Raw genomic sequence first — 13,410 nt, forward strand, 5'->3', positions numbered from 1 at the left:
GGGGCTCGGGAACCGAGCAACCATCCGGGTGTGACATCAACTGGAGCAAGTGTGTGGTGCATCACGTGAACCCGTCGCGTTTGCGTGCGATAGTCCCGTTGTGCGCATTGTGCTCGAGCTGGGGCCCCACCGCGTCCCATAAACTGGGCGGGTGCGCCGATTCGAGTTCCCCGTCGACCTGCCCCATGCCAAGAGCGTGAACCAGACGCTTGCCGAGGTCCGCAGCCTGCGGCGTTCCGGCATCCTCGTCGCGGTGTTGTGCGCCGCGGGAGCCGCGTGGCTGCTCTATCTCGGTAGGTCCTGGTCGTACGTAGTCGGCGCAGTACTGGTCGTCGCAGCGTTCACGTCGCTGTGGGTGGCACTGTGGGCGCCGCGCAAAGTCGGCACCATCGAGCAGCTCTACCATGACAACCCGCTTGTCCCAGCCGTCGTGGCGACAACACGTGCGCGTGGTATGACACTGCTGGCCCTGATCGACATTGCGAAACCGGAAGCCGGAACCCACCACTACGCGTTGGTCACCCGCGGCGTCCAAGCAATTCCCGGACAGCGCGCACGTGTCGGCGATCAGGTGCCGTCGGTCGCGGTGTTGTCCGACCGGTCGACGAACAACAAGTCGGAAGTGTGGCAGATGGCCAGCCCCATGCCGATCGCATGGGGTACGCGCGACACGAAGGTTCTCGCGGAAGCGGCCAGTGCGATCAACGATGCCGAGTGGCAGCTACTCGCGAACAAGCTGAAGCTCGCCGACGAGATCAATGCGACCGACGGCCGTCGCATGGAGCTCGAGAGCAGCGACCTTCCGCCGGAGTTGCGCTGACGGTAGTTTGGGGCCGCTATGAGAACCCGGATCCTCACCAACGGCGGCGTGACGTTGTCGAGGCCTGTCCCGCAGGACATCGACGTCATCACCGAGGCCTGCCAGGACCCTGCGATCGCTGCGTGGACGAATGTGCCGAGCCCGTACACGCGGGCCGATTCCGTGCACTTCGTCGGCGACATCGTGCCCACGAAATGGGCGGACGGCTTCCCTGACTGGGCGATTCGCACGAGTCTGCACGGTCGGGTGTGCGGAATGGTCGGGTTTCTCGAATGTGGTGCTGGAGCCCCGGAAATCGGCTACTGGATCGCTCCTGGTGCACGTGGACACGGTATGGCGACCGCCGCCCTGCAGCTCGCCTGCGACTTCGCTTTCGCTGCAGACGGAATGGGAGTCTCGCGGATCGAATGGCGTGCATTCGTCGGCAACCGTGCGTCGGCGGCGGTCGCGCGGCGCGTGGGATTCCAGTACGAAGGCATCGCTCGCCACGGCACAGTGCAACGCGGCATTCCCCGCGACGTGTGGGTCGCCGGGCTGTTACCCGACGATCCCCGCACGCCCACCGGCACTTGGCCTGTGTGAAACCGGGAGGATCGCAAAGCAGATCACGCGAGGTGTGGAAGCACTTCTCTCTCGAGCAGCTCGAGGCCGGATGTGTCGTACGCAGCGTCGGGCACGTAGAAGATCGCGTATTCGAGGCCTTGCTTCTTCAGTGCCGTGAGGTTCTCGACGATCTGCTCGGGAGTACCCACCGCGGGCATGCCCCGGAATGCGTTGAGCGCGCCGTCGGCCTTCTCCGCGCCGACGATCGGTTCGAGGCGGCTCCGGAGTTGTTCGAGCCGGTCCTGGACTTCCCTCTCCGTCCGGCCGATGGCGACGTTGTAGTTCGCCGAACGCACGATAGCGTCGAAGTCGGTGCCGACGTCGGCGCAGTGTCCACGCAGGATCTCCGACTTGTGCGCGAAGCCTTCGGGCGTGCCGTCGAAGTTGGTGTACTGCGCGTACTTCGCGGCGATCTTCAAGGTGACCTTCTCGCCGCCACCCGCGATCCACAGCGGGATTCCGCCGTCCTGCAGCGGCAGAGGTCGGCTGATCGCCCCGTCGACCCGGTAATACTTGCCGTCGAGGGTCGCAACACCGTTGGTCCAGGCCTGCTTGAAGATCTGCACACCTTCGTCGAGGCGGCCGAGCCGCTCCCCTGCGGGTGGAAACCCGTAGCCGTATGCGCGCCACTCGTGCTCGTACCAGCCGCCGCCGATACCCATCTCGATGCGCCCGCCGGAAATGATGTCGGCAGTGGCCGCAACCTTCGCGAGGTACGCCGGGTTGCGGTAGGTCATCGCGGTACACATCTGCCCGATGCGCACACGCTCGGTGACGGCCGCGAAGGCCGACACGAGCGACCATGCCTCGTGGGTCGCTTCCTCCGACGGCGCCGGCACCGTGTGGAAGTGGTCGTACACCCAGATCGACTCCCACGGCCCTGTGTCTGCTCGTTGCGCGAGATCACGCATGACCTGCCATTGATCGGCAGGTTCGATACCAACGAGGTCGAGTCGCCAGCCCTGGGGAACGAAGTATCCGAAGCGCATGAGAATCCTCTCCGACGATGATCGGTGCGGCGCAACCAGGTCAGGCAGTAGCTGCGTGCCGACGATCAGCGTACCGACTTTCCGGGCGGTCGAGCCCATAGTGCCCGCGCAGTGTCGTCGCGGTGTAATCGGCCCGGAACAGTCCGCGTTCCTGCAGGATCGGTACGACCAGCGCCGTGAAGTCTTCGAGACCACCGGGCAGGTACGGCGGCATGACATTGAACCCATCTGCCGCATCGTTGATGAACCAGAGCTGGATCTCGTCGGCGATCTGCTCGGGCGTGCCCGCGAAAGTACGGTGTCCGCGACCACCACCGAGCTTCGCGATCAACTGCCGCACGGTGAGACTTTCGTTCTCGGCGAGATCTCTGACCAACTGGTAGCGGCTCTTGTTGCCCTGGATCTCGTCGATCGGAGGCAACGGTGGCAGCGGCGCGTCGAGCGAGTGCTCGGTGAGGTCGACACCGACCATACGCGAGAGCTGGCGCAGCGAATACGCAGGTGAGATGAGGTCGGTGAATTCCTGCTCGAGTGCCTTCGCCTCGTCTTCCGTCGCGCCGATGAACGGGACGATGCCGGGAAGGATCTTCAGCGACTGCGGGTCGCGGCCCGCCTTGATCACGCGGGTCTTCAGATCGCGGTAGAACGCCTGCCCCTCGGCCAGGGTGCGCTGCGCGGTGAACACGGCTTCCGCGTACTCGGCGGCGAAGTTCTTGCCGCTCTCCGACGATCCTGCCTGCACCAGGACGGGACGTCCTTGCGCCGACCGCGGGGAGTTGAGCGGGCCTCGGACCCGGAACCGTTCACCCGCGTGATCGACCGCATGGACTTTAGCTGGGTCGGCGAATCGACCTGCCTCGGAGTCGAGTTCGATCGCGTCGTCCTCCCAGCTGTCCCACAGTGACACCGCGACGTCGACGAACTCCGATGCCCGGTCGTAACGTCCTGCATGATCCGGGGTCTCGTCGTAACCGAAGTTGCGGGCTTCGTCCTCGCCGCCTGAGGTGACGATGTTCCAGCCGGCACGACCACCGCTGATGTGATCGAGAGACGCGAACTTCCGGGCCAGGTTGTACGGCTCGTTGTATCCGGTGGAGGCGGTAGCGATGAGCCCCACATGCTCGGTCACCACAGCCATCGCGCTGAGTAGCGTAAGCGGCTCGAAGATCGCCGTCGCGTTGTGCTCGATTCGGGGTCCGATTGCGAGACCGTCGGCGAAGAACACCGAATCGAGCTTGCCGTGTTCGGCGATCTGCGCGAGTTCCTGGAAGTGCTTCACATCGAGGACGCGGTGGGCCTCGGTGCGCGGGTGCCGCCACGCTGCTTCATGATGTCCGACTCCCATCAGGAATGCGTTGAGATTGAGTTGCTTCGGAGACTGAGTCATGACTTCCTAACCGGGGCAAGAGGGTGGATGAAGGATGCGCTCTACTGCGTGACACGCCAGCTCGAGAGACGACGTTCGATCGTGATCAGAATCCCGTTGAAGACGAGGCCGACGATGGAGATCGCGATGATGCCGGCGTACATGCTCGGAATCTGAAAATTGAGCTGAGATGCGGTGATCAGATATCCCAGACCCGCCTTGGCGCCGACCATCTCAGCGGCGATGAGCACCAGGATCGACGAGGCCGCAGCCATGCGGATACCCGTGAAGATCGTCGGTACCGCAGCGGGGAGGATCACCTTCTGAAACAGCCGGTACGAGGGAAGTCCGAGCGAGCGTGCAGATTTGACCAGAAGCGGATCCACCGTGCGCACACCCGAAATCGTGTTGAGCAGGATCGGGAAGGCGCTCGCGTAGATCACGAGCGCAATCTTCGAGGTCTCGCCGATGCCGAGGATGAGGATGAACACCGGCAGCAGCGCGAGTGCGGCCGTGTTGCGGAAGATCTCGAGTATCGGATTGAGCGTATCGGCGACGGGTTTATACCAGCCGATCGTGACCCCCAGCGGAACCGCCATCACGAGCGCGATCGCGAATCCGGTGAGCGCCCGAGACAGGCTCGCCCCCAGATGCTCCGCGAGCTGGCCATTCACGACCAACTCCCCGAACGCATCCAGCACGGTGGTGAGCGGAGGCAGAAACACCCCGTCAACGAGACCCACACGTGGCGCGATCTCCCAGAGCGCGAAGAACGCAACGATGGCGACGGCCGGCTTGAAGATTCTCCAGGCGGCTGCACGGACGCGATGCACCACGCTCGGGGAGGAAGCCACGTTCAGCGTGTCCACCTTCCGTTCGACTATGGGCGCAGACGATTCGACCGGCCTGGTCAGTGTGGCACTAGTGCTGGGCATGCTTCACCTTCTCCGTTGTGATGGTCGGTACGACTGCCGCGGTTTCGATAGCCTGACCGCGCTCCACCTCGGAGTGCAGTTCACTCCAGATGTCATGGCGGTGACGACGGAATGCGTCGCCGGACCTGACGTCGTCGACGGTGCGGTCGATCTCGATCTCGACGATCGTCTTGATCCGTCCGGGTCGCGACGTCAGAACCGCGACGCGCTGCCCGAGGTAGACAGCTTCGTCGATGCCGTGGGTGATGAACAGAATCGTCATTCCGGTTTCCCGCCAGATCCTCAGAAGCTCGTCCTGCAAGGACTCACGGGTCTGTGCGTCGAGCGCGGCGAACGGCTCGTCCATCAGCAGCACTTCGGGGTCGAAAGCGAGGCTGCGCGCGATGGCAACACGTTGCTTCATGCCGCCGGAGAGTTCGTGCGGGTAGCGGTCGCCGAAGCCGTGCAGGCCGACGAGTTCGAGGTAGTGCTCGGCGAGTTCACGTCGCGTTTTCTTCGGGAGCCCTTTGGCTTCGAGACCGAACTCGATATTCGAGCGGGCGGTGCGCCACGGCAGCAGAGCGTACTGCTGGAAGACGATACCGCGGTCGAGTCCCGGACCGGAGATCTCCCGTCCGTCCAGAAGGATTCTCCCCGACGTCGGATCGCTCAGTCCGCCGAGAAGGTCGAGCAATGTCGACTTGCCGCAACCGCTGGGTCCGACGAGGACGAGGAATTCACCCTCGGCAAGGTCGATGCTGATGTCGTCGATCGCCGTGAATCGGTCGTTGGTACCGCGAACGTCGAACTGTTTGGTCACGTGCTCCAGTCGGAGCTTCGGTCTCACGTTCGTCACTGCACTGTCGTTCGTCACTGCACTGCCTCCTCGACGGGCTCACCGTTCGGGCCGCTGTTCGGGTCGTAGGCGCCGTTGGCGTAGGGGTTGAATTCGTTGGTGTAGACGTCGGAGATCGTGAACGTGCCCTCTTCGAGTTCACCGTTGCGGGTGAGCCAGTCCAGCCAGGTCTGTATTTCCTGCTCGGTGACCACGCCACCGGGGCCGGCGATTCCGGGACTCTTCCAGTACCCGACGAGTTCGGTGTTCTCGTTCCGACCGCGGGCGTTGATGATCTCTTCGAACGTGGCGACCACTTCGTCGCGAGGAGTGGTCTGTGTCCAACGGATCGCGCGGGCGGTGCCGTGCACGAAGTCCTCGACGGCGTCGCGGTTCTTCGCGATGAAGTCGTCGCGGAACACGTAGGTGCCGTAGCTGAACGACCCGAAGAGCGACTCGTCGGTGAACAGAGGGCGGATGCCGCCGCGTTCGAGGGCGGTCTCGCGGAAGATGCTCCCGAGCGTCCCGACGTCGATCTGGCCTTCGCGCAACGCCTGCTCGGTGTTGACGGGGGGCACCACGGTGAGCTGGACCTGTGCGATCTCCTCGGGTGTCAGCCCCTCCTGCGCGAGCCATTCGCGGGTCAGGAACTCATGGTGTGCGCCGAGGGTGTTCATGCCGACCTTCTTGCCGATCAGGTCGCGCGCGGTACGGATCGGGCTGTCCTCGAGCACGTAGTACCCGGTGAAGCTCGCCTTGTCCGATCCGTAGGAGGCCAGCACTCCGGTCAGTGGGGCACCGCCGGTCTGCGCTTTGATGACGGCACCGTTGAACGCGGAGCCGAACTCGATCTGATTGGTCGCGGTGTTCTGCAGCGACTGCGGCCCGTTGCCGTTGTCGCCGATCCATTCGAGTTCGACGTCTTCGTAGTAGCCGAGCGTGTCGGCGAGCTCGGGGAAGCCGACCTGGGCCGGCGAGCCTTCGTACCGCAGGACGGTTTTACCGTCGGCGGTCACCGTGGTGTCGGAGTCCGCGGAGCACGCGGCGGTTAGGGAAGCCAGTGCGAGAACTGCTGCGGCTGCGGCGACGGCGGTCGTGACTCGTCGGCGCAGCGTGAGGTGAGACATCGTGTCGAGGTGTCCTTGTGTCGGCCCGTATGTGCGGGCACCGGTTTCGGGAATGCGGTTGCGGTTGTCAGCGACAACACGGACAGCTACGCACGACGATTCCCCCTCGGCTCGATGACAACGACACCAGCATCGCGACCGACCCCAGTACCCACAATGGTTCGACTCAGGGTGAGTGAAAGGAGACGGGGACCGGTTCCTTCGTCCCGGGGTCAGCGCAGTTGTACCCGGATCGGGACCGATTCCCAGGATCGGAGGGTGTTGTTGAGATGCCGCCGCACCGGTCCGGCGATCTCGATCGCTTTCACTCGGGCGGCAAGGGCGGTCAACAATGCCTCCGATTCGAGGCGGGCGACATGCTGGCCGACGCACCGGTGGATGCCCATCCCGAATCCGACATGCCCCGATGGGTTGCGTGAGAGATCGAACGCGTTCGGGTTCTCCCACCGGCGTGGATCACGGTTGGCCGCGCCGAGGAACATCAGAATCTTGCGGCCGTCCGGGATCAGTGCGCCGCCGACCTCGATGTCGCGGGTGGCGGTACGGAAGAACGTCTGAACCGGAGATTCCCACCGCACGGCTTCGTCGAATGCCGTCCGGGCGAGCATCGGGTCGGCCCGCATCCGCGCCCACTGATCCGGGTGGGTGGCGAAGGCGTACAACACCGCGGCCAGGCCGTTGACGGTGGTGTCCACCCCGGCCGACAGCAGCGAGCGCACAATGAGTGGAGCCTGTTCGTAGGTGATGTCGCCGCGGTCGGCGGACGCCCAGATCTGCGCCCCGAACCCGTCGTCGGACAGCACGTCGCGGGTGCATTGCGCGTTGACCCACCCGGAAAGCTCCGCGACGTGGGGCGCGCCTTTCTCGACGAGGCTGTTGACCGGGCCGAAGGCGTTGAACAGGTGATCGCCGTAGGGAAGGAGGTTTTCCCGTCCGGCGTCGGGGATGCCGACGGCGTCGGGGAACACCCGCAGCGGGAACTCGGCCGCGAGCCGGGTGACGGCGTCGAATTCCGTTGCTGAGCCGAGGACCTGGTCGACGAGAACCTCGGCGTCCACCAACCATGAGGCGCGCAGCTTCTGGAGCGCTCGCGGACCGAGGATTCTGCTGAGCACCGACCGGGGGGCATCGTGGTGCGGCGGGTCGGCCTCGAGCAGCAGGCTCGGCGGCCGCCAGGGCGTTTCGTAGCGGAAGTTGCTCAGCCCGACACCGGCGGCCGACTGGAATCCCTGCCAGTCGGCCAGCGCTGCGTGCACCTGCTCGTAGCGGCCCATCGCGAACACCTCGTAGCGGTCGAGGTACACCACCGGCCCGGCGTCACGTAGTTCGGTGTGGAGGGGCAACGGGTCTTCGAGGGTGTCGAGGCCGAACGGGTCGACATGACTGACCGGCACATGGGGAGCTGGAGCGACTGCGGTCACGGCAAAAGTCCTTTGTCGGAGTGGATCTCAGAGATCGAGTACGAGGCGATCGGAGCAGGCGCGGGAGACGCAGATCAGCATGCAGTCGCCGGCCGAGCGCTCGTCGTCGTCGAGAATGCAGTCGCGGTGGTCCGGTGTACCGGACAGGACAGTGGTCTCACAGGTGCCGCACGTCCCCTCGCGGCAGGAGGACAACACGTTTACGCCGGCACCCTGCACCGCATCGAGAACGCTCATGCCGGAGTTGACAGTGACCGTCAGCCCGCTGCGGGCGAGTTCGACTTCGAATGATTCGTCCCGTGCCGGGGCTCCCTGCACCTTCGGAACGAACCGTTCCATCCGAATCTTGCCGGCAGGCCATTCCGCACACCACTTTTCGACCGCGCTCAACAACGGTTCCGGGCCGCAGGCATACACCTTCGCGTCGGTGGCAGCGGTCGCGGTGAGCCAGGTCGGCAAGTCGAGGAGCCCGCACTCGTCTTGCGGCGCCACCACCACCTGCTCGCCGTAGGCGATGAGTTCGTCGAGGAATGCCATCGACGCGCGGGTTCGCCCGCCATAGAGGAGTTGCCAGTCGATGCCCATCAACTCCGCCTGCGCGATCATCGGGATCAAGGGGGTGATGCCGATGCCTCCTGCGATGAACAGGTACTTCGGTGCAGGTGCCAGGGGGAAGTTGTTGCGGGGGCCACCCACCCCCACTGTGTCCCCTTCTGTCAGTGTGTTGTGGATAAATGCCGATCCGCCGCGGCCGTCCGGCTCGCGCAGCACTCCGATGCGGTAGCTGTGAGCGTCCCAGCGGTCACCGCACAGGGAATACTGACGCGTGATACCCGAGGGCAACATCAGGTCGATATGCGCGCCCGGCGCCCAGTCGGGCAACCGCCGGTTGTCGGGATGCCGCAGGGTCAATGCCACGACACCCTCGGACACAAACCTTTTCGCGGTTACCCGCAATGCGGAGTCCACTGGGGCACTGGAAGGAGCAGGACTTGCTGGCATCTGATACTCCTTGATCTCGTCTTCAGATCGAGGGTCCTTCCTGCGGCCATCGCGTCACCAGATGATTCTCAATAGATGAGAGGAATTTTGTGTGTCCGGTCACTATTCTGCGCGCATGTTGGAGGTCATCACACGCGAGATACCTCGAGCGGTGGCCTGCAATGCGGGGATCTGCGCGTAGGCGGAGTCGTCGTTGGGAACGATCAACGCCACCGCCGCAATCACGGCGCCCCGGGCATCCCGGATCGGGACGGCGATTCCGGTGGTCTCCGGATAGATGTGACCGGCGCAGAACGCGTATCCCTGCCGGCGCACCTCCGCCAGCGCAGACCGGAGCTGCCGCGCGGTGCGGATGGTCTTGTCGGTGTAGACCTTCATAGGCTGGCCCATCACCCGTTCCTGCAGATCAACCGGGCCGTAGGCGAGCAGGACCAAGCCTGAGGACGACGCGTGCAGCGGCAGCCTTCCTGCGATCCGGGAGTAGTTGATCGCCGCCCCGGCGGCAGAGAGCCGTTCGATGAACAACACCTCGTCGCTCTCGAGGACCGCGAGCTGGGTGTGCTGACCCACCACCGCGTGCAGGTCTTCCATGAACGGCATCGCCACTTCCCGCAATCCCACTGCGGCGGAGGAACGTGAGGCCACCTCCCATAACCGCACGCCGATCCGCAATCGCCGGTTCTCCCGTTCGAGCCAACCGCAGCCGACCAGTTCCTCGATCAGGCGCGAGGCGGTCGCGATGTGCAGACCGGATCGTCGGGCAATCTCCGAGACGGTCAGCGTGGAGTCGTCCAGTCCGAACGACTCCACGATGCGTACCGCCCGGGCGAGCACTGACTCACCCGTGTGAACACGTGCCATGAAATCTCCGCCTTCCTGCCTGAGATTGCCACCACAACCGAGCACACCATGAACTCGCTGCGGGTCATCCATGTCGTGTCCTACCGGCGTTCATGAATCGAACACCCCACACGTTTGTGATGTGGCACATGCTCGCCGCAGTGTCTACGTCCTGGTCAAGTTACCGCTGTAGACGTGGTATTCGGACGAGCCGCCAGACAGTCGGGCGTCTGGTCGCGGGGCGCTCGAAGGTCAGTGCATGTGACTCCCGCCGTTGATGTCGATGGTCGTTCCGGTCAGGTACGCGGCATCATCGGAAGACAGGAACGTAATGACGGATGAAATCTCACGTGTCGTTGCGGTGCGCCCGAGCGGGATACTCTGCGCGATCGCGGTCTCCTGCGCCTCTGTGCTGCCAACACGAATATTGGTGTCCACGGCTCCCGGGGTGACCGCGTTGATGGTCACTCCGGTGTCTTCGAGTTCGCGAGCAAGCGCCTTTGTGAATCCGAGGACTGCGGCTTTCGCTGATGAATACGGCACCTTGCCGAATACGCCCCCGCCGCGCTGCGCGGAGACGGAAGACATGGTCACGATTCGTCCCCAGCCCTGTTCGATCATGTCCGGCAGAAATGCCTTTGTGACCAGGTAGGTTCCGGTGGCGTTCACGGCGAAAACCTTGTTCCACAACTCCAGCGTGGTGTCGAGGAACGGAACCGGAGAGGTGATTCCCGCAATGTTGGCGAGCGCACCGACCGGCGGCAGGGACCCGGCATCGACCTCTGCCCGGGTCGCGGCGTGGGCCGTCTGTACCGATCCTTCGTCTGACACGTCGATCGCATGACCGAACGCGGGCACGTTGTACGTGCTACCGATCTCGGCGGCGACCTTGGCGGCCGCTTCGCCGTCGAGATCGAGAATGACGACAGCCCAGCCATCTTCGGCGTAGCGCTCGGCTGTGGCGCGTCCGATTCCCTTGTCGGAAGTGGCGCCCGTGACGACTGCGGTGCGAGCCTGGGTATTCATAGTGCGTCTCCTGGTTGTGGTGCGATCAGTTGCGTGAAACGAGAATCTTCGTGATCAAATGTGCGGCGTCCGATGCTGCGGCAGGACGTTCACCGTCGGTGACATCACGGGTTTCGAGTTCGAGGGTGTAGTGCCCGTCGAAGCCGGTGGCTCGTAGCGCCTCGATGCCAGCGTCGAAGTCGACATCACCCCGGCCGACACTGCGATTGATGTTGCCCGGCTCGTCGACAGCGTGATCGCGGTCGAGTTCGACTCGGCCGCGGGTGGCGTCTCTGATGTGAACGTGGGTGATGCGCTCGGCGAAGGCGTCGACGAACAGCACGGGATCTGCGCCGGAGGCCACGATGTGGCTGAAGTCCATGACGATCCCGATGGCGGGGTCGAGACACGCGGTCAATGCGGTGGCTCGATCGAGGTTGCAGCACAGCCGGTACACGTGCAGCGACTCGGTCCAGACCTCGACGCCGTAGCCTTGGGCTCGTTCGAGGACGGTACTCATGTTGTCGGCGACGCGGTCCAAATCCGCCCGAAGACCTACCAAGGGTGCGTGGTCGAGCGCACCGTTCGGGAGTACGAGCGCACGTGCATCGGTCGCTTCTGCCAGCTCCAACAGGCGGGTGAGGCGATCGGAGCTCGGCACATCGACACGGGGATCGTTCAGGTCGCCTATATCGCAGTTGATGGATCGGACGGCAAGCCCGGACTGTGCGACAAGATCGGCGACCTGGTCGACCTCCGCTGTCGTCAGCGCGATCGGGACATGATCACAGACACCGGGGAGCGAGCCCAAGTCGACCTCGGCGAAGCCGAGGCGGCCGATCTGGGATAGCGCACTCGCCAGCTCGAGGTGACGGAACGAGATTGTCGAGCATCCGAGTCGCGCGTCGATCATCGTCGTCCTCCTGGTATCGCGTCGGTGATGCGGACCACAGTAGATCCAACTAACACCAACAGTCAACCGTCGTCGGTTGACTGTTGACAGTCCCAGTGAAGTAGGTCACGCTATACGTGTTGACAGTCGACGGTCACTTGGACGAGTTTTGTAACCACTACCTCTGCAGGAGCGTTCCCATGAGCAAAAATGCTCTCGAGATGCGTGGGCCGGTCCACGGCACGAAAGACGCCAAGCGGGTCGCCGTCGGATCCTCGGTCGGTGCCGTCATCGAAACCTACGACTTCATCGGATTCGGCACCGCGGCCGCGCTGTATTTCGGCACGGCCTTCTTCCCGAGTGAGAATTCGGTGACCGGCACCCTGGCCGCTTTCGCCACCCTCGGCGTCGGCTTCGCGGCTCGCCCACTCGGCGGTATCGTCGGCGGCCACCTCGGCGATAAGGTCGGTCGCAAACCGGTCCTGGTCGGATCGCTGATCCTGATGGGTCTGGCAACCTTTGCGATCGGCTTGCTTCCGACCTACGCCCAGGTAGGCGTCATCGCCCCGATCCTTCTGGTCGTGGTACGCATCATCCAAGGCCTCGCATTCGGAGCCGAATGGGGCGGTGCGATCCTGATGAGCTACGAACATGCCCCGTGGCGCAAGAAGGGCCAATTCACCGGCATCGTGCAGGCAGGGTTTCCCGTTGGACCGCTCCTGGCGAACCTGGTGTTCCTCGGTAGCGTGCACCTCGGCGGCGACTGGGCATGGAGGGTTCCGTTCCTGTTCAGCATCGTTCTCGTCGCAGTCGGGCTGATCATCCGCTCCAAGGTCCCTGAGTCCCCAGTCTTCGACGACGTCAAGGAAGCCGGCGTCACCGCTTCCCCGATCAAGGAAGCAATCAAACAGGACTGGCGAAACATACTGCGGGGCATCGGTCTTCGCGTCGCGGAGACAGCGGGTTACGCCGTGTCGATCACCTACATGATCTCCTACCTGCACACCGAGAATCTGGCATCTACATCCGAAACGATCACCGCGCTGTGCATCGCATCGGGTATCGGCATCTTCGCCACCGCCGGCTGGGCAGCACTCACCGACCGCATCGGCCGACGCCCCCTCTACATCGGGATCTGCATCTTCGCCGCGATGTTCGGCATCCCGATGTTCTTGCTCGTCAACACCGGTTTGTTCGTCTTCATCGTCGCCACCATCATCCTGTCCTACGCCGTCTGCCAGAATGCGCTCGCCGGAGCCCAGGGCGCCTGGTTCCCCGAGCTGTTCACCGCATCTCGTCGTGCATCCGGCGCCTCACTCGCCTACCAGATCTCGGCCATGATTTCCGGCTTCACGCCATTCGTCACCACGCTGCTGTTCGTCTGGCTCGGGTGGCTCGGTCCGGCGCTGCTGTTCATCGCCTTGGCGCTGATCGGGCTCGTCTCCGCCCTCGCGACCAGGGAGACCTGGGGTCCGACCGAACGGCGACTCGCCGAGATGGCGGAACTCGAAACCCCCAAGCCCTCCGACGTCCCTACCCGTGAGAAGGAACTTCTGTGACAACGACAAACCCAGCACCGGAAACAGATTCGCCGTC

General features: G+C 64.0%; 13 protein-coding genes. 3 read left to right on the forward strand and 10 right to left on the reverse strand.

Going from position 1 to position 13,410, the window contains the following annotated elements; genetic code table 11:
• Window positions 1-151: 151 nt before the first annotated feature.
• Window positions 152-820 carry a DUF3239 domain-containing protein gene (locus tag ACZI8W_RS15655; protein WP_463369419.1) on the forward strand — a complete coding sequence of 223 codons (669 nt, stop codon included), beginning with the start codon at window positions 152-154 and terminating at the stop codon, window positions 818-820.
• An 18-nt stretch (window positions 821-838) separates the two neighbouring features.
• Window positions 839-1,402, forward strand: a complete 564-nt coding sequence (locus tag ACZI8W_RS15660; RefSeq protein WP_463369420.1) for a GNAT family N-acetyltransferase — start codon at window positions 839-841, stop codon at window positions 1,400-1,402.
• A gap of 23 nt (window positions 1,403-1,425) precedes the next feature.
• On the opposite strand, the gene ACZI8W_RS15665 is transcribed toward ACZI8W_RS15660, so the two are convergent.
• The 10 genes from ACZI8W_RS15665 to ACZI8W_RS15710 all read right to left on the reverse strand — a co-directional run bounded on the left by ACZI8W_RS15665 (window position 1,426) and on the right by ACZI8W_RS15710 (window position 11,835).
• Window positions 1,426-2,412, reverse strand: coding sequence for an LLM class F420-dependent oxidoreductase (locus tag ACZI8W_RS15665; protein WP_463369421.1), 987 nt, complete (start codon window positions 2,410-2,412; stop codon window positions 1,426-1,428).
• 40 nt (window positions 2,413-2,452) lie between these two features.
• Window positions 2,453-3,799: an LLM class flavin-dependent oxidoreductase gene (locus ACZI8W_RS15670; protein ID WP_463369422.1), complete on the reverse strand. Its 1,347-nt coding sequence runs from the start codon at window positions 3,797-3,799 to the stop codon at window positions 2,453-2,455.
• Window positions 3,800-3,840: 41 nt separating this feature from the next.
• Window positions 3,841-4,713, reverse strand: a complete 873-nt coding sequence (locus ACZI8W_RS15675) for an ABC transporter permease (protein ID WP_463369423.1) — start codon at window positions 4,711-4,713, stop codon at window positions 3,841-3,843.
• Window positions 4,700-5,566: an ABC transporter ATP-binding protein gene (locus ACZI8W_RS15680; protein WP_463369424.1), complete on the reverse strand. Its 867-nt coding sequence runs from the start codon at window positions 5,564-5,566 to the stop codon at window positions 4,700-4,702. The genes ACZI8W_RS15675 and ACZI8W_RS15680 overlap by 14 nt, the downstream gene beginning before the upstream one ends.
• Complete coding sequence (locus ACZI8W_RS15685) at window positions 5,563-6,654, reverse strand: ABC transporter substrate-binding protein (protein ID WP_463369425.1); 1,092 nt, start codon at window positions 6,652-6,654, stop codon at window positions 5,563-5,565. Before ACZI8W_RS15685 ends, ACZI8W_RS15680 begins: the two co-directional genes overlap by 4 nt.
• Before the next feature lie 212 nt (window positions 6,655-6,866).
• Window positions 6,867-8,075 carry a cytochrome P450 gene (locus tag ACZI8W_RS15690; protein WP_463369426.1) on the reverse strand — a complete coding sequence of 403 codons (1,209 nt, stop codon included), beginning with the start codon at window positions 8,073-8,075 and terminating at the stop codon, window positions 6,867-6,869.
• Between the two features lie 27 nt (window positions 8,076-8,102).
• A complete protein-coding gene (locus tag ACZI8W_RS15695; RefSeq protein ID WP_463369427.1) occupies window positions 8,103-9,077 on the reverse strand; it encodes a PDR/VanB family oxidoreductase in 975 nt (324 codons plus the stop codon).
• 102 nt (window positions 9,078-9,179) lie between these two features.
• Window positions 9,180-9,938, reverse strand: coding sequence for an IclR family transcriptional regulator (locus tag ACZI8W_RS15700; RefSeq protein WP_463369428.1), 759 nt, complete (start codon window positions 9,936-9,938; stop codon window positions 9,180-9,182).
• Between the two features lie 231 nt (window positions 9,939-10,169).
• Window positions 10,170-10,943, reverse strand: a complete 774-nt coding sequence (locus ACZI8W_RS15705) for an SDR family NAD(P)-dependent oxidoreductase (protein WP_463369429.1) — start codon at window positions 10,941-10,943, stop codon at window positions 10,170-10,172.
• Between the two features lie 25 nt (window positions 10,944-10,968).
• Entirely contained in the window at window positions 10,969-11,835 is an 867-nt protein-coding gene (locus ACZI8W_RS15710) for a sugar phosphate isomerase/epimerase family protein (protein ID WP_463369430.1), read from the reverse strand.
• 179 nt (window positions 11,836-12,014) lie between these two features.
• Between ACZI8W_RS15710 and ACZI8W_RS15715 the strand changes: the two genes are divergently transcribed.
• On the forward strand, window positions 12,015-13,373 hold the full coding sequence (locus tag ACZI8W_RS15715; RefSeq protein WP_463369431.1) for an MFS transporter: 1,359 nt from the start codon (window positions 12,015-12,017) through the stop codon (window positions 13,371-13,373).
• Window positions 13,374-13,410 lie beyond the last annotated feature (37 nt).

It is taken from the genome of Rhodococcus ruitaii (assembly GCF_055230935.1).